Annotated in this window: 23 protein-coding genes; 11 read left to right on the forward strand and 12 right to left on the reverse strand. The window is 61.7% G+C overall.

The annotated features are described in order from the left end of the window. Positions 1-10 precede the first annotated feature (10 nt). Complete coding sequence (locus RT21_RS12590; protein ID WP_046162983.1) at positions 11-1,192, reverse strand: acyl-CoA dehydrogenase; 1,182 nt, start codon at positions 1,190-1,192, stop codon at positions 11-13. A gap of 184 nt (positions 1,193-1,376) precedes the next feature. On the opposite strand from RT21_RS12590, the gene RT21_RS12595 reads away from it, so the two are divergent. The 3 genes from RT21_RS12595 (at position 1,377) to RT21_RS12605 (ending at position 4,679) form a co-directional block, all read left to right on the forward strand. Then, positions 1,377-2,297, forward strand: coding sequence for a LysR family transcriptional regulator (locus RT21_RS12595; RefSeq protein WP_046162984.1), 921 nt, complete (start codon positions 1,377-1,379; stop codon positions 2,295-2,297). Positions 2,298-2,469: 172 nt separating this feature from the next. Then, a complete protein-coding gene (locus RT21_RS12600; protein WP_046162985.1) occupies positions 2,470-4,020 on the forward strand; it encodes a T6SS phospholipase effector Tle1-like catalytic domain-containing protein in 1,551 nt (516 codons plus the stop codon). Continuing rightward, a complete protein-coding gene (locus tag RT21_RS12605; RefSeq protein WP_046162986.1) occupies positions 4,017-4,679 on the forward strand; it encodes a DUF2931 family protein in 663 nt (220 codons plus the stop codon). The genes RT21_RS12600 and RT21_RS12605 overlap by 4 nt, the downstream gene beginning before the upstream one ends. A 45-nt stretch (positions 4,680-4,724) precedes the next feature. On the opposite strand, the gene RT21_RS12610 is transcribed toward RT21_RS12605, so the two are convergent. From RT21_RS12610 to glcD, 10 genes are all read right to left on the reverse strand, one after another. After that, the gene (locus RT21_RS12610) at positions 4,725-5,111 is read right to left on the reverse strand and encodes a hypothetical protein (protein WP_046162987.1); all 387 of its coding nucleotides are present in this window, start codon (positions 5,109-5,111) and stop codon (positions 4,725-4,727) included. A gap of 136 nt (positions 5,112-5,247) precedes the next feature. Beyond that, the gene (locus RT21_RS12615) at positions 5,248-5,520 is read right to left on the reverse strand and encodes an HU family DNA-binding protein (RefSeq protein ID WP_045431184.1); all 273 of its coding nucleotides are present in this window, start codon (positions 5,518-5,520) and stop codon (positions 5,248-5,250) included. 153 nt (positions 5,521-5,673) lie between these two features. After that, positions 5,674-6,870, reverse strand: coding sequence for an NAD(P)/FAD-dependent oxidoreductase (locus RT21_RS12620; RefSeq protein ID WP_046162988.1), 1,197 nt, complete (start codon positions 6,868-6,870; stop codon positions 5,674-5,676). Between the two features lies 1 nt (position 6,871). Then, complete coding sequence (locus tag RT21_RS12625) at positions 6,872-7,039, reverse strand: rubredoxin (RefSeq protein WP_046162989.1); 168 nt, start codon at positions 7,037-7,039, stop codon at positions 6,872-6,874. 160 nt (positions 7,040-7,199) lie between these two features. After that, positions 7,200-8,909, reverse strand: a complete 1,710-nt coding sequence (locus RT21_RS12630; protein ID WP_046162990.1) for an L-lactate permease — start codon at positions 8,907-8,909, stop codon at positions 7,200-7,202. Between the two features lie 222 nt (positions 8,910-9,131). Then, entirely contained in the window at positions 9,132-11,312 is a 2,181-nt protein-coding gene (locus tag RT21_RS12635; protein WP_046162991.1) for a malate synthase G, read from the reverse strand. A gap of 18 nt (positions 11,313-11,330) precedes the next feature. Next, positions 11,331-11,735 (reverse strand): heme-binding protein, encoded by a 405-nt coding sequence (locus RT21_RS12640; protein WP_045160358.1) that lies wholly within the window; start codon positions 11,733-11,735, stop codon positions 11,331-11,333. 182 nt (positions 11,736-11,917) lie between these two features. Further along, positions 11,918-13,135 (reverse strand): glycolate oxidase subunit GlcF, encoded by a 1,218-nt coding sequence (gene glcF / locus RT21_RS12645; protein WP_046162992.1) that lies wholly within the window; start codon positions 13,133-13,135, stop codon positions 11,918-11,920. A gap of 1 nt (position 13,136) precedes the next feature. Beyond that, positions 13,137-14,195, reverse strand: a complete 1,059-nt coding sequence (glcE, locus tag RT21_RS12650; RefSeq protein ID WP_046162993.1) for a glycolate oxidase subunit GlcE — start codon at positions 14,193-14,195, stop codon at positions 13,137-13,139. Beyond that, on the reverse strand, positions 14,195-15,694 hold the full coding sequence (gene glcD, locus RT21_RS12655; RefSeq protein WP_046162994.1) for a glycolate oxidase subunit GlcD: 1,500 nt from the start codon (positions 15,692-15,694) through the stop codon (positions 14,195-14,197). Before glcD ends, glcE begins: the two co-directional genes overlap by 1 nt. Positions 15,695-15,928: 234 nt before the next feature. On the opposite strand from glcD, the gene glcC reads away from it, so the two are divergent. The 8 genes from glcC to RT21_RS12695 all read left to right on the forward strand — a co-directional run bounded on the left by glcC (position 15,929) and on the right by RT21_RS12695 (position 23,511). Continuing rightward, positions 15,929-16,699 (forward strand): transcriptional regulator GlcC, encoded by a 771-nt coding sequence (glcC, locus tag RT21_RS12660; protein WP_046162995.1) that lies wholly within the window; start codon positions 15,929-15,931, stop codon positions 16,697-16,699. Between the two features lie 291 nt (positions 16,700-16,990). Further along, complete coding sequence (locus RT21_RS12665; RefSeq protein ID WP_045431207.1) at positions 16,991-17,209, forward strand: hypothetical protein; 219 nt, start codon at positions 16,991-16,993, stop codon at positions 17,207-17,209. A gap of 155 nt (positions 17,210-17,364) precedes the next feature. Further along, positions 17,365-18,102: a hypothetical protein gene (locus RT21_RS12670; RefSeq protein WP_046162996.1), complete on the forward strand. Its 738-nt coding sequence runs from the start codon at positions 17,365-17,367 to the stop codon at positions 18,100-18,102. Positions 18,103-18,346: 244 nt separating this feature from the next. After that, positions 18,347-18,886 (forward strand): chorismate--pyruvate lyase family protein, encoded by a 540-nt coding sequence (locus RT21_RS12675; RefSeq protein ID WP_082082158.1) that lies wholly within the window; start codon positions 18,347-18,349, stop codon positions 18,884-18,886. Positions 18,887-18,936: 50 nt separating this feature from the next. Beyond that, positions 18,937-19,833, forward strand: coding sequence for a 4-hydroxybenzoate octaprenyltransferase (gene ubiA, locus RT21_RS12680; RefSeq protein ID WP_045431212.1), 897 nt, complete (start codon positions 18,937-18,939; stop codon positions 19,831-19,833). A 163-nt stretch (positions 19,834-19,996) separates the two neighbouring features. Next, entirely contained in the window at positions 19,997-20,686 is a 690-nt protein-coding gene (gene phoB, locus RT21_RS12685; RefSeq protein ID WP_046162997.1) for a phosphate regulon transcriptional regulator PhoB, read from the forward strand. Between the two features lie 80 nt (positions 20,687-20,766). Further along, positions 20,767-22,068 (forward strand): phosphate regulon sensor histidine kinase PhoR, encoded by a 1,302-nt coding sequence (phoR, locus tag RT21_RS12690; RefSeq protein ID WP_046162998.1) that lies wholly within the window; start codon positions 20,767-20,769, stop codon positions 22,066-22,068. 99 nt (positions 22,069-22,167) lie between these two features. Beyond that, positions 22,168-23,511 (forward strand): hemolysin family protein, encoded by a 1,344-nt coding sequence (locus RT21_RS12695; RefSeq protein WP_046162999.1) that lies wholly within the window; start codon positions 22,168-22,170, stop codon positions 23,509-23,511. Between the two features lie 84 nt (positions 23,512-23,595). Here the strand turns inward: RT21_RS12695 and RT21_RS12700 are convergent, their stop codons facing one another. After that, positions 23,596-24,492: a peptidoglycan DD-metalloendopeptidase family protein gene (locus tag RT21_RS12700; RefSeq protein ID WP_046163000.1), complete on the reverse strand. Its 897-nt coding sequence runs from the start codon at positions 24,490-24,492 to the stop codon at positions 23,596-23,598. Positions 24,493-24,637: the final 145 nt, after the last annotated feature.

Raw genomic sequence — 24,637 nt, forward strand, 5'->3', positions numbered from 1 at the left:
CGGTCACCGCTTAGAAGAACGCCTGAATGCCGGTCTGCGCGCGGCCCAGAATCAGCGCGTGCACGTCATGGGTGCCTTCGTAGGTGTTGACCACCTCGAGGTTGACCAGATGCCGGGCCACGCCGAATTCATCGCTGATACCGTTGCCACCCAACATGTCGCGGGCCAGGCGTGCGACGTCGAGCGCTTTGCCACAGCTGTTACGCTTCATGATCGAGGTGATCTCCACTGCCGCGGTGCCCTCGTCCTTCATCCGACCGAGGCGCAGGCAGCCTTGCAGCGCCAGGGTGATCTCGGTCTGCATGTCGGCCAGCTTCTTCTGGATCAGCTGATTGGCAGCCAGCGGGCGACCGAACTGCTGGCGGTCCAGGGTGTACTGACGGGCGGTATGCCAGCAGAACTCGGCGGCGCCCAGTGCGCCCCAGCTGATGCCGTAACGGGCCGAATCCAGGCAGGTGAACGGGCCGCGCAGGCCACGAACGTCCGGGAAAGCGTTCTCTTCCGGGCAGAACACGTTGTCCATGACGATCTCACCGGTGATCGAGGCGCGCAGACCGACCTTGCCATGAATCGCCGGGGCGCTCAGGCCTTCCCAACCCTTCTCCAGTACGAAGCCGCGAATGGCACCTTCATCATCCTTGGCCCAAACCACGAAGACGTCGGCGATCGGGCTGTTGGTGATCCACATCTTGGCGCCGGACAGGCGATAGCCGCCGTCGACCTTCTTCGCTCGGGTGACCATCGAGCCCGGGTCGGAGCCGTGGTTCGGCTCGGTCAGGCCGAAGCAGCCGATGTATTCGCCGCTGGCCAGTTTGGGCAGATATTTCTGCTTGGTTTCCTCGTTGCCGAACTCGTTGATCGGCACCATCACCAGCGACGACTGCACGCTCATCATCGAGCGGTAACCGGAATCGATGCGCTCGACCTCACGAGCGATCAGGCCGTAGCACACGTAGCTCAAACCACTGCCACCGTACGCTTCAGGAATGGTCGCGCCGAGCAAGCCGGTGTCGCCCATTTCACGGAAGATTGCCGCATCGGTGCGCTCGTGACGGAAGGCTTCAAGCACCCGTGGCGCCAGCTTGTCGGCGGCGAACTGCTGAGCGCTGTCGCGCACCATGCGCTCTTCATCGGTGAGCTGCAGATCGAGCAGCAGTGGGTCGATCCAGTTGAAGCTTGCTTTGCCGGCCATGGGTGGTCCTCTTGTCGTAGACGGTGAACCGGACTCAGCGCCCGGTGCAGCATTCGGATGCATTGATCCTAGAAGCTGTGGCGCCAGCCGGCAAACGAGTAATTCGCAATGATCTGTGCGATTTACTCACTCCAGGCTATGCTAAATGTACTGAATACCCGCTTATTAGTGAGGCAGCCGCATAATGCGCCGCAAGATTCCCAGCACAGCCGCGCTTGTCGCCTTCGAAGCGGCCGCGCGCCACCAGAGCTTTACCCGTGCTGCCGAAGAGCTGGCCCTGACCCAGAGTGCGATCTGCCGGCAGATCGGCGGGCTGGAAGAATTCCTCGGGCTGGAGCTGTTCCGCCGTTCCCGCCGCGGCGTGAAACTGACTGAGGCCGGGCAGTCCTATGCACGGCGGGTCGCCACGCAGCTCGATGCGGTGGAGCGCGATACGCTTTCGGTAATGGGCCAGCAAGGCGCGCAGACCATCGAGCTGGCGCTGGTGCCGACCTTTGGCACGCAATGGCTGCTGCCACGGCTGCGGCAGTTTCAGGCGTTGCATCCGGAAATTACCGTGAATCTGACCAACCGCACCCGCCCCTTCCTATTCGCCGATACCGAATTCGATGCGGCGATCTACTTCGGCGACGGCGACTGGTCCGGTACGGTCGCCTATTCCCTGATGCCGGAGCAGTCGGTGCCAGTGTGCAGCCCGGCCCTGCTGGACGGTGCGAATGCGCTGGCGCCACAGACCATTGGCGAGATGCCATTGCTGCAACAGACCACACGCCCCTATGCCTGGCGCCAGTGGTTCGATTCGCTGGGCATGAAAGTCGCCCGGGATATGACTGGCCCCCGCCTGGAGCTGTTCTCGATGCTGGCCCAGGCCGCCGAGCATCAGATGGGCGTGGCGCTGATACCGCCGTTCCTGATCCAGCGCGAACTGGCCGAGGGACGCCTGGTGATTGCGCACCCACACTCGTTCCGGCGCGAGAGCCAGGCCTACCACCTGATGATCCCGGAGCGTCGCGTGGAGTCGGCGGCCTTGAACGCCTTTCGTGACTGGCTGCTCGACGAAGCCCGCGCATGGCTGGCGCAGCAGGGTCCGATTGCATCGCACTGAAATGCCATTGCCACCCCGAAACCACCAGGCCGGCCGTGCGCTTTGTGAACCGGCTGCTTGAATCATCCCTAACGGTGGTTCCTACTGACGCCCGCGCCGTGACCAACAGGATGTAGCTCAACGGCGTGTCAACCCAGATCATCCAGCCTCACTTGCCAGGGAAGGTAGAAGCATGAGCGGTTACGTCCCCAACATTCCTCAAGCCAAGCGCGAAGCCGAGCTGCGCAACGTCGAACCGGTCGATATACACGCAGAGCGCTGGTCCGAATACGAACGCCACGCCAGGGAACCCGTCAAGCCTGCCGAGAAGATCAAGCTGGCTCTACGCATCGGCGTGTTCTTCGACGGCACAGGCAACAACGCCACCAACACCGCACTCGGCCTGGCCTGCGGCGCGCAGCACCCCATCCAGAAAGAAGACCTGGACGCCAGCTGTAAGCCCTATATGGCCAAACCGGATAGCAGTTATGGGAATGACATAACGAATATCAAAAAGCTCAGCGAGCTTTACTCCGCTCCGCCAATACCTGAAGGGACCGGCCCGTATAAACGTCTGTCAAGTAGGTTGTATGTGGATGGTGTCGGCACCGAAGCCGGACAAGAAGACCGTTTTGTGGGTGCCGGAGCTGGCCGAGGGGCGAGCGGAGTCTCAAGCAAGGTGCAAGAAGCGTTTAGTCGAATCAAAGACGTGATCGACGACGTGTTTAAACAGAACCCAGACTGTGAAATCAACTCAGTGACGTTTGACTGTTTCGGCTTTAGCCGTGGCGCCGCCGCTGCGCGACATTTTGCCAACGAAGTGGTACGAGGTGACCAAGGGCCCCTAAGGGCAGCCCTGCATGACAACCCAAAAGCGTTCTGCTCATCTTTCGTGGCCCGCTACCAACGCGGTATTGATGTTCGATTCATCGGGCTCTTTGACACCGTTGCTTCTGTCGGAGGGCTAGCAAACCTGGGAAATATCAGAAGCTCGATCACCCCGGGACTCAATCTTCATCTGCCGCGAAAGTATTTCAGTAACGTCGTCCAACTGGTGGCCCGTGACGAGGTGCGCGCGAACTTCCCCCTGAGTACAGTGAAGCCAGACCATACCGAAATCACTCTGCCTGGCGCTCACTCTGATATCGGCGGAGGGTATCTGAGCGAAGTAGAAGAATGTGTCTTGGTCACGCCGATGCAGGCACTGGTGGTAGCCAAGGGCGTCGACGTGAAGACGACCTCCATTTACCGGGACGCTGAGCAAGCCAAACGGCGGTTGGTCACTGAAGGCTGGCCTCCGTCCATGCTTGAAGTTGTCACGCCTGACCCTCAGCTGGTACCTGTCGACCCAGCCGATCGACTGGCACCAAGGCAAACACGCGTGTACGCCGGACTGCAGCTGACACGGCGAGTCAGAGGGGAGCTTTCAGGCGTCTATTTACGCGTCATGTATATGCTAGCGAAGAAAGCGGGAGCGCCTATGGATGACATTCCTGCGGAACCGCAGTACTTACTCCCTGCGGAACTCGAACCGCTCGTCAACCGTTTCGCTACGGGCGACTACAGCACCACCTCCGCCGAGGAGGAATTGTTAAAGCAGCGTTATATACACGTCTCGGCCCACTGGAACCACCCAGTTAAGACTCGCTCGGCCGGTGGCATGAAGCTTGTCTACATCAACGCGCCAAGCCCTGACGGAATCCGGCGTCGACATCCACATGTACCTGACTGGACTCTACTGTGACCAAGCCATTCTTCTCGCTGTTGGCCGTACTTGTTCTATGCGGTTGTCAGGCTCACGACCCCCTTTCAGCCATGAAGGACCCCAAAGCGCGCTGGTGGAGCCTTGAGTTTATCGGACCGAATTATATGACCGGTTGGGTAGAGTCCAGCGTCGTTCAGGACATCGATGGACGGCTGATTGATCATGGCGGCGGCGGGGTTATTGGTAACGGAAACCCAGGCTACGCAACCGAAACAGCTAAAGGCTGGGTGGGTGGAGTGGGCAGCAATACCCGGGGCGTCGTGGGGGCGGATCTGCCGAAACGTATATATGTTCGCTGGCAGTCGATAGTCGAGCCGCAAACCTATCGCGCATGGGTGGATATCCCAGAGCAGGCTCGGGAACTCATGCTTGCCTCCGTGCAACGCCGCTGCCCTGATACACCTACACGAACAGCACGCTATATGGCTTCGATGTACTTTGGCTTGGCCCCAGGAGGGACCGTCCAAGTCTGGGTTGTAGACAGCTGTGGTTACCCAGTCAAGGTTGCTCGTACGGAAGCTGAAGTGGAGCCAATGGGTCCGTCGCAGGGCAAGACCAACGGGCGTTACGCTTACACAATCAACGATAAAACCCGTCGCTACATCATCAAATACGGCATCCCATACGGAAGTTGGTAAAGCACCCAAACATTCCTGAGCATGTCGCAGCGACAACCTAACGAATCAAGCCGCTTCCGGCTTCTTCTTCCGAGGCTTGAGATACTTGGTCAGCCCCTGAAACCACATCACTAGCGCGGGGTTGCCCTGGATCTGGATGTCTTTGTTCTGGATGCCTTGCATGAAAGCGAGCTGCTTGTTCTTCGCGTTCATGGTGGCGAAGCCGTAGGCGCTGTCCTTGAAGCCGATGGCAAAGGCCGGATCGGTGGCGGGACCGCCGTGACTGGTGACGCGCTGATCCTTGACTCTGTAATGCCGAGCTACCTTGCCGTCCAGCGTGTGCAGCTGGAAGGTCAGGTCTTTGTCGCCGAGTTGCTTCTGGAAATCGGGGTTGTTGCGGCTGGCCTTGGTCATCAGGCGACCCAGCATCCAGAGAAGAAAGCGAAATTTCATGATTGGCCGACCGTTGGCAGGAAAAGCGGCATTGTAGCGGCTGGTCTGAGCGGCGAAAGCAGGAGAACAGAAGGGTCTGGAGTGGACTGCTCAGTCAGGCTGACCCGGAGCCTGGGCGGCCCCGGGCGGCGCGATTTTAATTGATCGCGTCTTTCAGCATCTTTCCCGGCTTGAAAGCCACGGTGTTGCTGGCCTTGATGGTGACGGGTTCGCCCGTCTGCGGATTCTTGCCCGTACGGGCCCCGCGGTGACGTTGTACGAAGGTGCCGAAACCCACTAGGGTCACGCTGTCCTTACGGTTGAGTGCGCTGGTAATTTCATCCAGTACGGCGTTGAGTACACGATTGGCCTGATCCTTGGTGAGATCGGCCTTGTCGGCGATAGCGGCTGCGAGTTCCGGTTTGCGCATAGGTAGCCTCTAAGACTTTCTTGTTGTTGTGATCCGCTGTTCTCCGAACAGCGTCCGAAACGCTGCAACAGCTCTAGGCTGCGGCAGCGGCCTCTGGGAGCATGGCACGCTGCTAGCACTCGCGCCAGTCCTCGCCAGCGCTTTGCCGAATCATTACGAAGACTTTAACGACAGAACCTGAGGCAGTTCCGCCAACACCGGTGGCAGTTGCTTGTTCAGCGCCAGGCGCTCTTGCACAGCCGTTCCGGTGAGTGCGTAGCCGAGCAGCTTGCCGTCAGGTCCACGGAAGGTTGCCTTGAGGTTGTTGCCCTCGCCTTCAACGTTCCAGCTGCCGTGGCTACCAGCAGCTGGCGGGGACACCACCAGGGGGCATACCGGTGTTTTCACAGTGATAGGCATCGGCCCGTAGGTGACCGGCGTCGGTTGGCCAATGAGCGTTCTGGCCAGCGCACGGACGCCGCTCATCAACGGCATCACATAGAGCAGGTTGAGCCCGTCGACCTCAGCACAGTCGCCCAATGCATACACATGCTCGATCGAGGTCTGCAGCAGTCGGTCCACTTCAATGCCGCGATTGACCTTCAAGCCTGCCGCCTCGGCCAGCTCGATACGCGGACGCAATCCCACCGCGCTGACCACCAGATCGCACCCCAGGCGCTGGCCGTCTGACAGCTGCGCCTGGAGGGCGTCACCGTCACGTTCCAGCCGCTCGAGCACCGGTCCCAGGTGAAACCGCGCACCCAGCGACTCAAGCCCTCGGCGGACCGCCGCCGCGGGTTCGGGCGGTAGCAGTGACGGCATGAGCTGCTCGCACGGCGCGACCAGATCGACCTCATAGCCGCCTTGCAGCAAGTCATTTGCAAATTCGCAGCCGATCAACCCGGCCCCGAGGATCAACACGCGCCGCTTACCGTGTGCGGCCTCGCGGAAGCGCCCGTAATCGAGCAGATCGTTGATCGGGAAGATGGCCTCCTGCGCATCGCCGTCGACCGGCACCTGAATGGTCTGCGCCCCCCAGGCGACCACCAGATCGCGGTAGGGAACGGGCTCGTTGCCGATCCAAACGCGACGGTTGGCCGGATCGAGGCGCGTCACTCGAGTATGGGTGCGAATTTCGGCGTTGAGCTGAATGGCCATCGGGCCGGCCACCGTCATGCCGAGCGCATCGGCATCCTTGTTCATGGCGAAGCCGGTCGAGAGCATGGGCTTGGAATAGGAGCGGCCGTCGTCAGCGGTAATCAGCAACAGCGGCGTTTCACTGTCCAGCTTGCGGAATTCCCGGGCGAGGTTGTAGCCCGCCAGTCCGGTGCCAATGATGACCAGCGGTGCGTTTGGGTTCGAGTCGTTCATATCAGCCGATCGCGATCATTTCAAAGTCCATCTTGCCGACGCCACAGTCAGGGCACAGCCAGTCCTCGGGCACGTCTTCCCAGGCGGTGCCTGGCGCGATGCCGTCGTCCGGCCAGCCCTCGGCTTCGTCATAGATGAGCCCACACACCACGCATTGCCACTTTTTCATCATTCACCTCGATCAGTCTCGGTTGCGCTGCACGCTATACCAGAACGCGATGAGCGCCAAACCCTGGCGCCTCGGTGATAGACCCCGTACCTGCGAAAGATTTCAGGGCAAAACAAAACGGGCGGCCTAGGCCGCCCGTCCGGGTTCACGCACGCAGCTGTTAACTAGCGGTCGCGATGCCCACTAGCGGATCGCTGATACCCATCACATAGAAGCCGATCAGGCCGATGGTGCCAGCCAGTACGAGGTAGTACAGCGTCGGCAGCATGGTCTTGCGCAGCGTGATGCCCTCTCGTCCCAGCAGGCCGACCGTGGCCGACGCCGCGACGACGTTGTGGATGGCGATCATGTTGCCAGCCGCGGCGCCCACTGATTGCAGCGCTACCATCAATGCGCCAGAGATACCCAGCAGCCCAGCAGTGTTGTACTGGAACTGCGACAGCATCAGATTCGACACGGTGTTGGAGCCGGCAATGAAAGCACCCAGTGCGCCAACCGCAGGCGAGAAGAACGGGTAGACCCCGCCTACGCTGTTGGCCACCAGTTGTGCCATGGCCACTGGCATGGAGACCAGATCCGAACCGTTGACACCGGAGTTGATCAAGATCCGCACCATCGGAATGGTGAAGATCAGCACGAAGCCAGCGCCCAGCAGCGTCTTGCTCGATTCGGCGATGGCAGCGCCCAGCTGAGCGGCTTTCATCCGATGCAGGAAGAAGGTCACCAGCACTACCATGCAGAGAATCCCGCCTGGCAGATACAGCGGCTCCAGCGTGCCGGACACACCGGTTTCACCGAGGATGTCCCGCCAACCGAAGCTCACCGACATCAGCGCCGCCTTGAGGTCCGGGAAGATCCGCGACATCACCAGGAAGATCGCCAACAGCAGGTAAGGCGCCCAGGCCATCGGCACGGAGATCGGTGTGCGTCCGGCGACGTCTTCGATCTTCATCTCGATCTTGCCCATCCACTCAACCGGCCACTCGCTGGCCGGGGCGAAATCCCAGCTGGTCTTGGGCAGCAGGAAGCCCGCCTTCGCCGCCGGAACCACAATGGCCAGGCCGACCAGAGCGCCGATCATCGACGGGAATTCCGGACCGAGGAACACGCCCGCCGCAGCGTACGGAATCACGAACGCAAGACCGGTGAAAATGGCAAACGGCGCCATTGCCAGACCTTCGCTCCAGGAACGATTACGACCGAAGAAGCGCGTCATGATGCAAATCATGATCAGCGGCATGAGGATGCCGCACAGCGCATGGATGATCGCCACGCGGGAGTAGATCAGCTGGAAGAACACTTCCCAGTTGCTGCCCACGGTTGCCAGCTGACCGCCGAGCGTGGCCTGGTCCAGACCACCTGCGACACCCACCAGAATTGGCGTACCCACCGCACCGAAGGACACTGGTGTGGATTGCACCATCATCCCCAGCACCACCGCCGTCAGCGCCGGAAAGCCCAGTGCGACGAGTAGCGGCGCAGCGACCGCTGCTGGAGTACCGAAGCCCGAGGCGCCCTCAATGAAGCAGCCGAACAGCCAGGCCACGATCAACACCTGGACGCGCTTGTCCGGGCTCACGTTGGCGAAGCCCCGACGAATCGACGCGATACCCCCGGAGTGTTTAAGCGTGTTCAGGAGAAGGATGGCGCCAAAGATGATCCAGAGGATCGCGGCGGTGAGAATCAAGCCTTGCAGCGTGGAAGCCAGGACCCGGTTGAAGGTCATGTCCCAGGCCAGCAGCCCGATCAACGCAGTGAGCACGAAAACCAGCGGCATTGCGTACTTGGCCGGCCAGCGAAAGCCGATCAGCAGTACCCCCGCCAGCACCAGCGGCACGAAGGCCAGTATGGACAGCAGTGTCTGACTCATTGTTGGGTTCCTTGTTTTTTGTTGTGAACCGCTTACATCCGGGAAAGCCCGGTCCCACGCATGGCTGAAATGAAGAATCACCTCAGTCCGAGAAGCTGACTAGCAAGTCATGTTAGCCCGCCCCTCTTGCTCGAAAGCCCCGGACGCTGGAAGCGCCCGGGGCTCATCAAATCGCGTCGGCGATCAGCTCATGCTGACCGCCGACTGTCTTGCTGATGCCGCTCAACCGACCTGCTGCTTGAAGCGCTGACGCCAGGCATGCAGCAGCGGCTCGGTATAACCGCTGGGCTGCTCGCGACCCTTGAACACGAGGTCACAGGCCGCCTGGAAGGCCGCCGAACCCGCATAGTCGGCAGCCATCGGGCGATAGGCCGGATCGCCGGCGTTCTGCTGATCGACCACCTTGGCCATGCGTTCCAGGGTCTCGCGCACCTGCGCTTCATCGACCACACCGTGATGCAGCCAGTTGGCCAGGTGCTGGCTGGAGATACGCAGCGTGGCGCGGTCTTCCATCAGGCCGACATCATGGATGTCCGGCACCTTGGAGCAACCAACGCCCTGCTCGACCCAACGCACCACGTAGCCGAGGATGCCCTGGCAGTTGTTGTCCAGTTCCTGCTGGATCTCGTCGGCGGACCAGTTGCGCTCCGGCGCGACCGGGATGGTCAGCAAATCGTTGGTCAGCTTGTCGCGCTCGGCGGCGAGATCGACCTTTTCCAGCTCAGCCTGAACGGCCTGCACATCGACCTGGTGGTAGTGCAGCGCATGCAGCGTCGCACCCGTCGGCGACGGCACCCAGGCGGTGTTGGCACCAGCCTTGGGATGACCGATCTTCTGCTCGAGCATGGCGGCCATCAGGTCCGGCATGGCCCACATGCCCTTGCCGATCTGCGCCTTGCCACGCAGCCCGCAGTTCAGACCGACCAGCACGTTGTTGCGCTCGTAGGCCTGGATCCAGGCGGTGCTCTTCATGTCGCCCTTACGCAGCACGGCGCCGGCTTCCATGATGGTGTGCATCTCGTCGCCAGTGCGATCAAGGAAGCCGGTGTTAATGAAGGCCACACGGTTCTTCGCGGCGCCAATGCAGGCCTTGAGGTTGACGCTGGTGCGGCGCTCCTCGTCCATGATGCCGACCTTCAGCGTATGGCGCGGCAGGCCGATCAGGTCTTCGACGCGACCGAACAGCTCATCGGTGAAGGCGACCTCGGCAGGGCCGTGCATCTTCGGCTTGACGATGTACATCGAGCCGGTGCGCGAGTTGCCCTTGCGCTGCTGGTCATGCTTGGCGATCAGGCTAGTGACCACACCGTCCATGATGCCTTCGGGGATCTCGTGGCCTTCACCATCGATGATCGCCGGGTTGGTCATCAGGTGACCGACGTTACGGATGAACAGCAGCGAGCGGCCATGCAGCTTCAGGTTGGAGCCATCAGCGGCGGTGTACTCGCGATCTTCGTTCAGGCGGCGGGTGATGCGCTTGCCGCCCTTCTCCATATCTTCGACCAGATCGCCCTTCATCAGGCCCAGCCAGTTGCGGTAGACCAGTACCTTGTCGTCGGCATCGACCGCGGCGGTTGAGTCTTCGCAATCCATGATGGTGGTGACGGCGGCTTCCAGCAGCAGATCCTTAACCCCAGCGGCATCGGTCTGGCCGATGGGGCTGTTCGGATCGATCTGGATTTCGACGTGCAGGCCGTTGTTCTTCAGCAGAATCGCAGTCGGCTCGATTGCTTCGCCCTGGAAGCCAACGAACTTCTCAGGTTGCTTCAGCCGGGTGACACTGCCGTTTTCCAGGGTGACCTTGAGCTCGCCATCCTGCACACGGTAGCTGACCGAATCCGCATGGCTGCCTTCGGCCAGCGGCGCGGCCTGATCGAGGAAGTTACGTGCGAACGCGATGACCTTGGCGCCACGTACTTCGTTGTAGCCGGGGCCTTTCTGCGCGCCGTTCTCTTCGCTGATGGCGTCGGTGCCGTAGAGCGCGTCATACAGCGAGCCCCAGCGGGCGTTGGCGGCGTTCAGTGCATAGCGCGCATTGCCGATCGGCACCACCAACTGCGGGCCGGCCTGGGTGGCGATTTCGCTGTCGACGTTGCTGGTGCTGATCTTCACCTCGCCCGGCTCGGGCTGCAGGTAGCCGATGGACTCGAGGAAGCTGCGGTAGGCCGGCATGTCGCTGATCGGGCCGGGATGGCTGCGGTGCCAGTTGTCAAGCTCGACTTGCAGGCGGTCGCGCTCAGCAAGCAGGGCACGGTTCTTCGGCGCCAGGTCATGCACCAGCTGGTCGAAACCACTCCAGAAAGCAGCCGCCTCGACGCCGGTGCCCGGCAGAACTTCGTCTTCGATGAAGCGTTGCAGGTTGGCCGCGACTTGCAGACGGCCCAGGGTTACACGCTCGGTCATGTTGTTCTCCTATCCGAATCAGTTGGCGACAGCGGCAACGCCAGCCTTGGCGACCTGTGCATCTTGAGCAGCGGTCACGCCGGAGACGCCGACCGAACCGATCACCTGCCCATCGACGATCACCGGCACGCCACCTTCCAGCGAGCACACCACCGGCGCAGACAGGAAGGCATTGCGACCGCCGTTGACCATGTCCTCGTAGCCCTTGGTTTCGCGACGACCCACCGCGGCGCTGCGCGCTTTCTCAGTGGCGATGTAGGAGGCGATCGGCGCACAGCCGTCCAGACGTTCCAGCGCCAACGGATGGCCGCCGTCGTCGGCAACCACAATGGTCACGGCCCAGCCGTTGTTCTGCGCTTCGCTGCGCGCGGCGGCCAAAATGGCGGTCACTTCGGTCTGGGTCAGCATGGCTTTGGTTTTCATTGTTTCTCCTGTCTTCAGATTCGGTTGTTCGTTTGGGCCGCGGCCAGAGCTGCCAAGTTGACCGGTAGGGTGGGCCGGGCAACGTTCCGCTTCAGCCCACCGGGCGGCATGTGATCAGCTATTGGTGGGCTGAAGCCCGCCCTACTTCGACTTCGGCGATTTCAATCTAGCCTTCGACGTTGTCACCCCATCGCCTCCTCGACGATTTCGATCCAGTGCCGCACCGGTGTCCGCCCGGCGCCGTCGAGGTGCGTCTGGCAGCCGATGTTGGCGGTGACGATGACTTCCGGCTTGCCGCTTTCCAGTGCGTTGAGCTTGTTGTCGCGCAGCTGATGAGAGATCTCCGGCTGGGTGATCGAATAGCTGCCTGCAGAACCGCAGCACAGATGCGCATCCGGTACCGCGGTGAGATGGAAGCCGAGCCGGGTGAGCACGTCTTCGACCGCGCCGCCGAGTTTCTGTGCGTGCTGCAGGGTGCAAGGGCAATGAAAGGCCATGCGCTTGTCGGTCTCGACCTTGAGCCGTTCCAGCTCAGCGCTGCGCATCACTTCCACCAGATCCTTGGCCAGCTCGCTGACCCGCGCGGCCTTGGTCGCGTAAGCCGGATCGCCTCGCAGCAGATGACCATAGTCCTTGATGAAGGCACCGCAACCACTGGCGGTCTGAACGATGGCTTCGGCGCCGCCTTCGATGGCGGGCCACCAGGCGTCGATATTGCGGCGAGCACGGTCGAGGCCGGCTTCCTGGGCGTTCAGGTGATAGTCCACGGCCCCGCAGCAGCCGGCTTCACGCGCTGTCGTCACGCTGATGCCAAGGCGATCAAGCACGCGCGCCGTGGCGGCATTGGTGTTCGGCGACAGGCTCGGCTGCACGCAGCCTTCAAGGATCAGCACGCGGCGTGCATGCAACACCTGGGGCCGCGGCTTGGCGGGGGTAACCTGACGTGGCAGGTGCGCCTTGAGCGTCGCCGGCATCAACGGACGCAGCGTGTTACCGGCACCCAGCAGCGCCTTGAACAGACCCGGGCGCGGAATCACGGTGCGCAGGCCGGTGCGTAGCAGGCGTTCACCGGCCGAGCGCGGCACCTGCTGTTCCATGAAGTCGCGGCCGATATCCAGCAGATTGTGGTACTGCACGCCGGACGGGCAGGTGGTTTCGCAGTTACGGCAGGTCAGGCAGCGGTCCAGGTGGGTCTGGGTGGCCTCGGTAACTTCGCCGCCTTCGAACATCTGCTTCATCAGATAGATGCGCCCACGCGGGCCGTCCAGCTCATCGCCAAGCAACTGGTAGGTCGGGCACGTGGCGTTGCAGAAGCCACAGTGCACGCATGATCGGAGGATGCTTTCGGCCTCCTCCGCCCGTGGCAGCTTCTTCGCGGCTTCGCTCAGATTCGTTTGCATATCAGACCTCGGAATACATGCGGCCGGGATTGAAAATCCCCTGCGGGTCGAGCGCCGTCTTGAGCTGGCGGTGGTAACGCAGCAGCGGCTCAGCCAATGGCTGAAACGGGCTGGTGGTCGCGCCAGCGGTAAAGCAGATCGCATGACCCCCGACTTCACTGACGATGGCGCGAATGGTTTGCGCATCGGCATCGGATTTGAGCCAGCGCTGGGCGCCGGCCCAGTCAATCAGCTGCTCGCCGGGTAGCGCCAGCACCGGGGTATCGGTAGGCAGCGACAGACGCCACAGCGGACGGGCATCACCGAAGAAGCCCAGGCGCTGTTCGCGCAGTTCATTCCAGTAGCCAACGTCCAGCGTCTCGCCACCGATACGGTCGCAAGCGGCGTTAACCGAGCCTTCGCCGCCTTCGAGACGCAGATGCAGCGCCTGTCCGTCATGGCTCGCCGCCGTGATCGGCACCGGTTGCTGTCCCCACTCGGCGAGCTTGAGCAGTGCACGGTCGACCGGAATCTCGACCCGCAGGCTGCGACACAGGCGCGGCTTGGGCAGCACTTTCAGCGAGACTTCAGTGATCACGCCAAGACAGCCGAAGCTGCCGGCCATCAGCCGTGACAGGTCATAGCCGGCGACGTTCTTCATCACTTCGCCGCCGAAACGCAAGTGTTTACCGAGGCCAGTAATTACGCGTGTGCCGAGCACAAAGTCGCGCACAGAGCCGGACCAGGGCCGGCGCGGACCGGACAGGCCAGCGGCGATCATCCCGCCAACTGTGGCCCCTTCGCCAAGATGCGGCGGTTCGCACGGCAGCATCTGGTTGGCCTCGTCGAGCGCGGCTTCCAGCTCCGCCAACGGGGTGCCGGCGCGAACGCTGACCACCAGCTCGGTAGGGTCATAGGTGACGATGCCGCGATGGGCGCGGGTGTCGAGCAGCGTGCCCTGGACCTCGCGGCCGAGAAACGCCTTGCTGCCGCCGCCCTGAATGCGCAGCGGGATATTGCTGGCCAACGCCTGGTTGACCTGTTCCAGCAGCTGTTGGCTGTCGTCGAAGGAAACCGTCATCAGAAGCGCTCCAGTTCAGGGAAGGGCAACTGCCCGCCATGGACGTGCATGCCGCCGAATTCGGCGCAGCGATGCAGTGTCGGGATGTTTTTACCGGGGTTGAGCAGGCCGCTGGGGTCGAACGCAGCTTTAACCGCATGGAACAGGGTCAGCTCGTCGGCGTTGAACTGGGCGCACATCTGGTTGATCTTCTCGCGCCCGACGCCATGCTCGCCGGTGATCGAGCCACCCACCTTGACGCACAGCTCGAGAATCTTGCCACCCAGCGCCTCGGCGCGCTCCAGCTCGCCTTCGGTGTTGGCATCGAACAGGATCAGCGGGTGCATATTGCCGTCGCCGGCGTGGAACACGTTGGCCACACGCAGGCCGTATTCGTCGGAAAGATCACTGATGCCCTTGAGTACACCCGGCAGCTCGCGGCGCGGGATGGTGCCGTCCATGCAGTAGTAGTCTGGCGAAATCCGTCCGACCGCCGGGAAGGCGTTCTTGCGTCCGGCCCAGAACTTGACCCGCTCGGCCTCGTCCTTGGCCAGCCGCACTTCGGTGGCGCCGGCTAGCTTGAGCACCTCGCCCACACGGGCGCAGTCATCATGGACGTCGGCTTCGACACCATCCAGCTCGCAGAGCAAAATCGCCTCGGCGTCAACCGGGTAACCGGCATGGATGAAGTCTTCGGCGGCGCGAATCGACAGATTGTCCATCATCTCCAAGCCACCGGGGATGATGCCGGCCGCGATGATATCGCCCACCGCGCGGCCGGCTTTTTCCACCGAATCGAATGCCGCCAGCAGCACCTTGGCCACCTGCGGCTTGGGCAGCAGCTTGACCGTGACCTCGGTGACGATGCCGAGCATGCCCTCGGAACCGGTAAACAGCGCCAGCAGGTCGAAACCTGGCGAATCCAGCGCGTCGGAACCCAGTACCATGCGCTCGCCCTCGACGGTGAGGATCTCGACCTTGAGCAGGTTATGCACCGTCAGCCCGTATTTCAGGCAGTGCACACCACCGGCGTTCTCGGCGACGTTGCCGCCGATGGAGCAGGCGATCTGTGACGAGGGATCCGGGGCGTAATAAAGGTCATAGGGCGCCGCCGCTTGGGAAATCGCCAGATTGCGCACGCCGGGCTGGACGCGAGCGAAGCGACCGGCCGGGTCGACTTCGAGAATCTTGTTGAAGCGCGCCATGACCAGAAGGATGCCCTGCTCCAGCGGCAACGCACCGCCCGACAACCCGGTTCCCGCGCCTCGCGCCACAACCGGCACGCCGCGCTTATGAGCGATTTTCAGTAGGGTTTCGACCTGCTCGATGCGCTCGGGCAGCACCACCAGCATCGGCGTGGTGCGGTAAGCGGAAAGGCCATCGCACTCGTAAGGCTTGAGGTCTTCGCCGCGATGGAGAATGTCCATGTCGGGCAATTGCGCCTTGAGCTCGGCAAGCAATGCCGCTTTGTCGACCTTGGGCAGCTCACCATCGACGCGTTCGTCGTAGAGGATATTCATGGCAGTCGGTGCTCTCATTGTTCACCGCGCGCACGGCCAGCTGCGGTGGTTTGACGCATCATTAGCCCGACACCTTCCTGCCGTCCACACTAAAAACCACTGGTCCTACCAGTTTCTTTCATTAGCCTTTCAGCGGGAATGGCCACAAGCACCGGATATACGGGCCTTTAGCGGAGCGATTCGAGATTGATGTAAGATCCGGCCAAACTGGTCCTACCAGTAACGGAGCCCACTATGCTGACTGAAAACTCCCAGGATCGCCGCCAGCTGTCGGACGTAGTAGCCGAGCGTATAGAGCGCCTGATCGTCGACGGCGTGCTCAAGGTTGGGCAGGCGCTACCATCGGAACGGCGCCTGTGCGAAAAGCTGGGCATTTCGCGCTCGGCACTTCGCGAAGGGCTGCGGGTGCTGCGCAGCCGCGGGATCATCGAGACCGCCCAAGGGCGAGGCTCCCATGTGGCAAAGCTGTCCGGTGAGCAGGACGCGAGCCCACTGATGCACCTGTTCAACTCCCAGCCGCGCACCCTATACGACCTACTTGAGGTCCGCGCCTTGCTCGAAGGCGAATCGGCCCGGCTGGCCGCACTGCGCGGCACTGATGCCGACTTCATCCTGCTGCGCCGCCGCTACGAGGAAATGCTCGCCGCGCACACCACGGAAGAAGCCGACCCGCGCGAGCATGCACGCCTCGACCACGCCTTTCACCTGGCCGTCAGCGAGGCGTCGCACAACCCGGTGCTGGTGCATACGCTGCAGTCGCTGACCGATCTGATGCTCTCCACCGTGTTCGCCTCGGTGAACAACCTCTATCACCGACCGATGCAGAAGCGGCAGATCGACCGGCAGCACTCGCGGCTATTTCACGCCATTACCGAGCGCCTGCCGGATCAGGCCCAGCGCGCCGCGAGAGACCATATCCACGGCATTCGCGACAACCTCAAGGAGATCGAACAAGAGGAGCAGCGTCTGGTGCGGGCGACCATGCGACTGGAAGGCTGGGGCTGACGCCCACCCCGGCAGACACAATTGAGCCCTCAAAGCACGATGTTGACGCTAGGGAATATCCGCTGACTCTGCCCATCCCTCCCTTGCATGAATCCCTGCGCCGCCCCTAAAGGCTGTCCGCCCTGTAGTCCAGCGCGCCCGCCAGTCGTGGCTGGCTCCGACTGATTGCTGAACTGTGAAAGACGCTCCCTGTCGACTTTATTAAGCGCGGACGAACCGTCACAGGTTGCGCATATGCGCTGCCGCTTCGGCAATTCCGCGTCCTTAGCCAGTCATTCGGAGGAATGTTGCATGAACAGATCAGCCAAATTTGCACTCGGCAGCAGCCTGCTTGCGCTCATGCTCGGAGTAGGTGGTTGCACCATCGAGAAGGAAGAATCCGGTCGGTTGCCCGACGTAGATGTGCAGGGCGGCAACATGCCTGAGTACGACGTTAAAGACGCTGACGTCGATGTGGGTATCAAAGAACGATCTGTGCCACTTCCGAACGTAGACGTCGACACCGAGTGATAGCCCCTGGAAGCACCGGGCTCGATAGCGCCCTTACTAAGGAGGACCCGTGCGAAACAATCACCCCCGTCTCGCCAGCCGCAGCGATCAGACGCCTGACGGATAAACCGTGATTGCTCAGCAAAACCCCAACTATTACCTGTGAGGAATGAACGATGAACGCATTGAACAAGAAGCCACTAGCACTCGCCACCGCCCTGATGGCCGCCAGCCTAGCGCTGCCCGCCGCCGCCCAAGAGACGCAAAAGGGCATGCAGACTCAGCAGGCAGGCACCTCCATTCGAGTTGGCCATAACGTCGTTGATGCCGTTGACGATGTTCGCGAGAACGTTGCCGATTTGATCGGATCGCTGCGCCAGTCCGGGGTATCCATGGGCATCACCAACTGGCAGCAGAGCGATGGTCAGCTGGCAAAAATGGAACAACAGCTTAACCAACAGATGGAGCACCGGCTGGACGAGAAAGCCGAACGCACTGACGATGATTGGATTACCTGGATCCGCGACGAAGATTACAAGGTTGGCGTGACCAAACAGGTCAACGAGCTGGCCAGCAACTTGGACGAAGTGGCGAAGATGCTCAGCGGCGCGTCAAGCCAGAAGATGCAGGAAATCGACAGCGCCGACGTCGTGAATCAGGTCGATGACCTGCAGGAAACTGTCGAGGACTTGGTTCAGGCACTGCAGGACATGGACGGTATGAACGTCAACAAGCAGAACCTGCAGCAGGCACAGCAGCGCCTGGATACCCTGGAGAAGGAGCTGGACCGCCTGAATGATATGGCCGAGGCGGAATGGCGCACCTACGCCCTTGGCGAGCAGTTCAATCCCGCCGTTCATAAAAACATATCCGAGCTTGCGCAGATCCTGCGGAGCCTGTTCCAGCAAAGCTAACCCCGTCCTAGGACTCGGTTCGCACCAAGCCCCGCCAGCGCCAAAGAGTCGCATGGCGGGGCTCGCTCCCTCCCGTACAACATGCCCTCAGACCCCGACGCTTCGGTCGAGAAGGCGTTCAACCTCGAGCGCTCACGTCGCAGTGCTAAACGGTCTTGGTGCCCAAGGCAAACCCTACGCCTTTAAGCCCGCTAAGAGCCCCCATGCTAGACTGGCCGCCTCTTTCCGCTACCTGTTACCGCCCGTGCCCGATTCTCAAGCCTGGCTGCCTGCCGACCGCCTTTGCGCCCCACCCGCACCTGATCTGCACGACTGGCTTTACCTCGACAAGGGGTCGCTCACCCGTCGCCTGACCGAGCTGGCCGACGGCGCGTTCAGCGTCGAGCCCCTGAATGAAGGCTGGCAGGTCATGCGCGCTGACGAATGCGCCGCGCTGGACGTAGCTGAAGGGAGTGAAGGCTGGGTTCGCGAAGTCTATCTACGTGGCCACCATGAGCCCTGGGTATTCGCCCGCAGTGTCGCCGCCCGCCAGGCCCTGGAACAGTCCGGACTGGATCTGCCACACCTGGGTAGCCGCTCGCTCGGCGAACTGCTGTTCAGCGACCCGGCGTTCAGCCGCGGCCCACTGCAAGCCCGACGCTACCCCGCCGCCTGGTTGCCGCAGGATGTTCGCCAATCGCAGCTGTGGGCGCGCCGTTCCTGTTTCAGCCAGGACAAGCTGCGCGTGCTGGTGACCGAAGTGTTTCTGCCAGCACTGTGGCAGGCCGCACGGATCACCACCTGAACGCGGCACAGACTGCCCGTAACCGCCGCTCACCGACCGGAGCCCCGCCGATGTATCAAAAGCTTCTGCAATCGAGCAATCGCCTTCATCCGCGCGCCTGGGACTTTATCCAGCTGATGCGCCTGGATCGCCCGATTGGCACCTATCTATTGCTGTGGCCGACGCTCTGGGCGCTGTGGATCGCTGGCGAGGGGTCGCCCAGCGTGAAAAACGTCGCAATCTTTGTGCTCGGCGTGATCCTCATGCGTGCGGCCGGCTGCGTGATCAATGATTTCGCCGACCGCAACCTGGACGGGCACGTCAGCCGTACCAAGGGCCGTCCACTGGCGACGGGCAGGGTCACCTCGAAGGAGGCCTGGATCCTCTTTGCCGTCCTTGTCGCACTGAGCTTCGGCCTCGTCCTGCTGACCAACGCGGCCACGGTCTGGCTATCGTTTGGCGCGCTCGGTGTCGCATCGCTCTACCCCTTCATGAAGCGCTACACCTACTACCCGCAGGTTGTGCTCGGCGCGGCGTTCTCCTGGGGCATGCTGATGGCCTTTACCGCCGAGCGAGGCGAACTGCCCCCCGAAGCCTGGCTACTGTTCATCGCCAATGTGCTGTGGACGGTCGGCTACGACACCTATTACGCCATGGCCGACCGCGAGGACGACTTAAAGATAGGCATCAAATCCACGGCGATCCTATTTGGCGAGGCTGATCGGGTCATCATCGCCACGCTACAGGGCCTCGCCCTGTTCTGCCTGATTCTCGCTGGCGTGCGCTTCGAACTCGGGCAGTGGTTTCATCTTGGGCTGACCATCGCCGCGGCCTGCTTTGCCTGGGAGTTCTGGAAAACCCGCTCGCGCAAGCCACAGGTGTGCTTCCAGGCCTTTTTGCATAACCACTGGGCAGGGCTGGCGATTCTTGCGGGGATCATGCTCGACTACGCTACAAGAGCGGGCTAGTGCGCCCCAGCACGCAGCATGACCGAACCCAGCAGCTTCGAGACGCTTGCTAGACGGGGTTGGGCGGCATTCGTTCTGGGGCAGAGGCGCCAACTCCTGTCACATGGCTGCAACATTTCCGTTATCTAATGCCGAGCGACAATAAAACGGACCGAGAGCGGACATGAACGGTAAATGCATACTGATCGTCGATGACGAAGCGCCGATTCGGGAAATGATCGTGGTGGCGCTGGAGATGGCCGGCTACGAATGCCTTGAAGCGGAAAACGTCCAGCAGGCCCATGCGCTGATCATCGATCGCCAACCGGATCTGATCCTACTCGACTGGATGCTGCCCGGCACATCCGGCATCGAGCTGGCTCGGCGCCTCAAGCGCGACGAGATGACAGCCAACACACCGATCATCATGCTCACCGCCAAGGACGCCGAGGACAACAAGATCCAGGGCCTGGAAGTGGGCGCCGATGACTACATCACCAAACCCTTCTCGCCTCGTGAACTGGTGGCGCGCCTCAAGGCTGTGCTGCGCCGCGCCGGCACCAGCGACAACGAAACACCGATCGAGATCGGCGGTCTGCTGCTCGACCCCATCAGCCACCGGGTGACTATCGACGGCACACCCGCAGACATGGGCCCGACCGAATACCGCTTGCTGCAGTTCTTCATGACCCATCAGGAGCGTGCCTACACCCGTGGGCAGTTGCTCGATCAGGTCTGGGGCGGCAATGTGTATGTCGAGGAGCGCACGGTGGATGTCCATATCCGCCGCCTGCGCAAAGCACTGGGCGAAACCTATGAAAACCTGGTGCAAACCGTGCGTGGCACTGGTTACCGTTTTTCCACCAAGAGCTGAACAAGCCGCAACCGCCGAGCATGAGCTGGCGTTGTAGATGATTTCCGGCCGGCCTCAAGCTGCCTCAAGGAGCGTTAGCGGTGAATCAAGACTGGCAAGGCGCTCTGGCGCGCCGCCTGCTGTTGATACTGGCTGGATGCCTGCTGGTGGGCCTGGTCACGGGCGAATATGCCTGGGCACTGGTGATTGGCCTTACCGGTTACCTGGGCTGGACGCTGCGCCAGATCCGGCGCCTGTTGCTGTGGCTGAAGAGCGATCAAACCGATCAGCCTCCGCCGGACAGTCATGGCATCTGGGGAGAAATTTTCGACAACCTGTACCAGCTCCAGCGCCGCGATCTGCGTCTACGAGCCCAGCTGCAATCGGTGATCGACCGGGTGCAAGGCTCGACCACCGCGCTTCGAGATGCGGTGATCATGCTCGACAGCGATGCCAATCTTGAATGGTGGAACCCTGCCGCGGAGCGCTTGCTGGGTCTGAAGAAACCGCACGATACCGGCCATCCGGTGACCAACCTGGTGCGTCATCCGAGCTTCAAAGAATATTTCGACAAAGGTCGTCACGAGGAACCGCTGGAGCTGTCGTCGCCAGTCAACGACCGCCTCTGGCTGCAGATCACCATTACCCGCTACGGCAACAGCGAGCATCTGATGGTGGTACGCGACATCACCCGCCTGCATCTGCTGGAGCAGATGCGCAAGGACTTCGTTGCCAATGTGTCCCACGAGCTGCGCACGCCGTTAACGGTGATTGCCGGCTACCTGGAAACGATGCTCGAACATACCGACGAAATGCCTCCGCGCTGGCCTCGGGCGTTGAACCAGATGAGCCAGCAGGCCGGCCGCATGCAGCTCCTACTCAACGATCTGCTGCTACTGGCCAAGCTCGAAGCGACCAACCCGCCGACCAATACCCAGCCGGTGGCCATCGCCAAACTGCTGCAGTCCATCAAGAGCGACGCCTTGGCGCTGTCGGCCGAGCGCAACCACCAGATCACCCTGGAAGCGGACCCTACCCTGCTGCTCAAGGGCAGCGAGAGTGAGCTGCGCAGCGCGTTCTCTAATCTGGTATTCAATGCGGTGAAATACACGCCGGACAATGGCGAGGTGCATATCCGCTGGTGGTGCAACGAAAATGGTGCACACCTGGCCGTGCAGGACTCAGGGATCGGCATCGAACCCAAGCACCTGCCGCGTCTGACCGAACGCTTCTACCGGGTCGACTCCAGCCGCGCGAGCAGTACCGGCGGCACCGGCCTCGGCCTCGCCATCGTCAAGCACGTATTGCTGCGGCATCAGGGCCGTCTGGATATCAACAGCACGCCCGGCAAAGGCAGCACATTCACCTGCCATTTCCCACTGACCCAGGCCACGGTGCCGTGACCGCTGTGCAACCACCCGGCAGCTGACGCCTCAACGGCTCCTTGAAATAACCCCGAGCCGGCCCCATCCTTGGGCCGTCTTTGACTACCCGACACCCTAATGGACCCTTCCCCCGCTAGTTACGCCGCTTCATCCTACTTCGCCGATTTCGGCATGATTCTGTTTGCACTTTTCCTGGTCTTGCTCAACGGCTTCTTTGTGGCGGCCGAGTTCGCCATGGTCAAGCTGCGCTCCACCAAGGTCGAGGCGATCGCCAAGCAGCACGGCTGGCGCGGGCACATCCTGCGCAAGGTACACAGCCAGCTGGACGCCTACCTGTCGGCTTGTCAGTTGGGTATCACCCTGGCATCGCTAGGCCTCGGCTGGGTCGGTGAGCCGGCCTTTGCCCACCTGCTGGAGCCGGTACTGGCCGCCGCAGGCGTGCAATCCCAGGCAGTTGTACATGGCATCGCCTTTTTCACGGCTTTTTTCATCATTTCCTACCTGCACATCGTCATCGGCGAGCTGGCCCCCAAATCCTGGGCGATTCGTAAACCCGAGCTGCTGTCGCTGTGGACGGCGGCGCCGCTCTACCTGTTCTACTGGGCGATGTATCCAGCGATCTACCTGCTCAATGCCAGTGCCAACGCCATTTTGCGGGTGGCCGGCCAGGGCGAGCCGGGGAGCCACCACGAACACCACTACAGCCGCGACGAGCTCAAGCTGATCCTGCATTCGAACCGGGCGCTGGATCCGGCCAACCAGGACATTAGGGTGCTCGCCTCGGCGGTCGAAATGAGCGAACTGGAAGTGGCCGACTGGGCCAACTCCCGTGAGGACTTGCTGCAACTGGAACACAACGCTTCGCTGGCCGACATCCTCGACCTCATTCGGCGCCACAAGTACAGCCGCTACCCGGTCTATGACAGCGAGCAGGGCGACTACATTGGCCTGTTGCATATCAAGGATCTGCTACTGGCGATCGCAGGCGACGAGCAGCTGGCTGAGCATTTCGTACTCAGCGACATACTGCGGCCGCTGGAGCGGGTGCCGCGCTATCTGCCGCTGAACGTGCTGCTGGACCAGTTCCGCCAAGGTGGTGCGCATTTCGTGCTGGTTGAAGAAGGCGACCACAAGGTGGTGGGCTTCCTGACCATGGAGGATGTGCTGGAAGTGCTGGTGGGTGACATTCAGGACGAGCACCGCAAAACCGAGCGCGGCATTCTTGCCTATCAGCCAGGCAAGCTGCTGGTACGGGGAGACACGCCACTGTTCAAACTCGAGCGCCTGCTTGGCATCGACCTGGATCATATCGAGGCCGACACGCTGGCGGGACTGATCTACGAGACGCTAAAACGAGTGCCGGAAGAAAACGAAGAGCTGCTGGTGGATGATCTACAGATCGTGGTCAAGAAGATGCGCGGACCGAAGATCGTTCTGGCCAAGGTACTGAAGCAGGAATAAGCCCGCATGGAGCCGTCATGCGGCAAAGAGCGGTGGCGTCGAGCGTTTTGCTTTCAGTTGATGGGCTAGGGCTTGCAGCGGCCCTTAGTCCCCACCAACCGCAAAATTGGGCAGGCTGTTGACCGGCTGGGCGAAATCGAAGGGAATCGATTCGACGGCCAAACCGACGTTGCGCTGGACCACGAAATGCAAATGCGGGCCGGTGCTGTTGCCAGTGTTTCCGGAGCGGGCCAGCAAGCTGCCGGCTTCGATGTGCTGGCCTTCGCGTACGCTCACCGAGCCCTTCATCAGGTGCAAGTAAACGCCCATGGTGCCGTCATCGTGCAGGACCCGGACGAAATTGCCGGCTGGGTTGTTGCCCCGGCCACTCTGCGCGTTCTCGATTTTTACCACCATGCCGCCGCGCGCCGCCACGATGGGCGTGCCTTCAGGCATGGCGATATCGGCGGCGTAGCGACCTTTAGGCGTGAAGTGACTGTACTTGCCGTTGGCGCCCTGAGTCAGGCGGAACGGGCCGCCACGCCACGGCAACGGATACCGGTAGGGTTTGGGCAGCAGACGCGGATCACCCAACGCGTGACGTAGCTTGGGTGTGTACTTGAGCGGCTTTGATGGGTCGAGCGGCGCGAGTGTTGCCAATCGGATCTGGCTACGCGGCGGCAGTACCCAACGGATCGGTTTATCCGGGGCGCCGACGGCATTCTGTACGCCGGTCAGCTTGAGCTCAATATCCACGGGCGCAAACAGATCGTTGCGAACCAGCAGCGTCTCGCCCGCGGCATGCTTGCGGGTTTCCAGCTTTACCTGGTTGTCGAGTTTCTCGACCATGCGATCGCTGAAGGTGAATAACCTCGCGCCTGGTGCAGCCTGGTCGCTGTAAGTGACCACGCCGTTGGCGTCAGTGTATTTGTAGATGGTCAGGGCCGACGCGGGCGAGGCCAGCCAGAACGACCCGAGAACGAGAATGATGCGCCACGACATAACGGCAGACTTCATAGGGTTATGTAGTAAGAGGGCTGCAGACTAGCAGCGCAACGGTGCGCACGCGAGCCACCGACCGTCGGCCTGTGAAATTGTTCCGGCGGCACTGCAAATTTCAGATGACCGGAGCTTCTATTTGCAGACC

Origin of the sequence: Pseudomonas sp. 10B238 (assembly GCF_000970615.1) — a bacterium.
Lineage (GTDB): Bacteria > Pseudomonadota > Gammaproteobacteria > Pseudomonadales > Pseudomonadaceae > Stutzerimonas.

Coding starts and splice junctions, on each gene's coding strand:
- RT21_RS12590 (WP_046162983.1), bottom strand. CDS start 1,192: ATGGCCGGCAAAGCAAGCTTCAACTGGATCGACCCACTGCTGCTCGAT.
- RT21_RS12595 (WP_046162984.1), top strand. CDS start 1,377: ATGCGCCGCAAGATTCCCAGCACAGCCGCGCTTGTCGCCTTCGAAGCG.
- RT21_RS12600 (WP_046162985.1), top strand. CDS start 2,470: ATGAGCGGTTACGTCCCCAACATTCCTCAAGCCAAGCGCGAAGCCGAG.
- RT21_RS12610 (WP_046162987.1), bottom strand. CDS start 5,111: ATGAAATTTCGCTTTCTTCTCTGGATGCTGGGTCGCCTGATGACCAAG.
- RT21_RS12615 (WP_045431184.1), bottom strand. CDS start 5,520: ATGCGCAAACCGGAACTCGCAGCCGCTATCGCCGACAAGGCCGATCTC.
- RT21_RS12620 (WP_046162988.1), bottom strand. CDS start 6,870: ATGAACGACTCGAACCCAAACGCACCGCTGGTCATCATTGGCACCGGA.
- RT21_RS12625 (WP_046162989.1), bottom strand. CDS start 7,039: ATGAAAAAGTGGCAATGCGTGGTGTGTGGGCTCATCTATGACGAAGCC.
- RT21_RS12630 (WP_046162990.1), bottom strand. CDS start 8,909: ATGAGTCAGACACTGCTGTCCATACTGGCCTTCGTGCCGCTGGTGCTG.
- RT21_RS12635 (WP_046162991.1), bottom strand. CDS start 11,312: ATGACCGAGCGTGTAACCCTGGGCCGTCTGCAAGTCGCGGCCAACCTG.
- RT21_RS12640 (WP_045160358.1), bottom strand. CDS start 11,735: ATGAAAACCAAAGCCATGCTGACCCAGACCGAAGTGACCGCCATTTTG.
- glcF (WP_046162992.1), bottom strand. CDS start 13,135: ATGCAAACGAATCTGAGCGAAGCCGCGAAGAAGCTGCCACGGGCGGAG.
- glcE (WP_046162993.1), bottom strand. CDS start 14,195: ATGACGGTTTCCTTCGACGACAGCCAACAGCTGCTGGAACAGGTCAAC.
- glcD (WP_046162994.1), bottom strand. CDS start 15,694: ATGAATATCCTCTACGACGAACGCGTCGATGGTGAGCTGCCCAAGGTC.
- glcC (WP_046162995.1), top strand. CDS start 15,929: ATGCTGACTGAAAACTCCCAGGATCGCCGCCAGCTGTCGGACGTAGTA.
- RT21_RS12665 (WP_045431207.1), top strand. CDS start 16,991: ATGAACAGATCAGCCAAATTTGCACTCGGCAGCAGCCTGCTTGCGCTC.
- RT21_RS12670 (WP_046162996.1), top strand. CDS start 17,365: ATGAACGCATTGAACAAGAAGCCACTAGCACTCGCCACCGCCCTGATG.
- ubiA (WP_045431212.1), top strand. CDS start 18,937: ATGTATCAAAAGCTTCTGCAATCGAGCAATCGCCTTCATCCGCGCGCC.
- phoB (WP_046162997.1), top strand. CDS start 19,997: ATGAACGGTAAATGCATACTGATCGTCGATGACGAAGCGCCGATTCGG.
- RT21_RS12695 (WP_046162999.1), top strand. CDS start 22,168: ATGGACCCTTCCCCCGCTAGTTACGCCGCTTCATCCTACTTCGCCGAT.
- RT21_RS12700 (WP_046163000.1), bottom strand. CDS start 24,492: ATGTCGTGGCGCATCATTCTCGTTCTCGGGTCGTTCTGGCTGGCCTCG.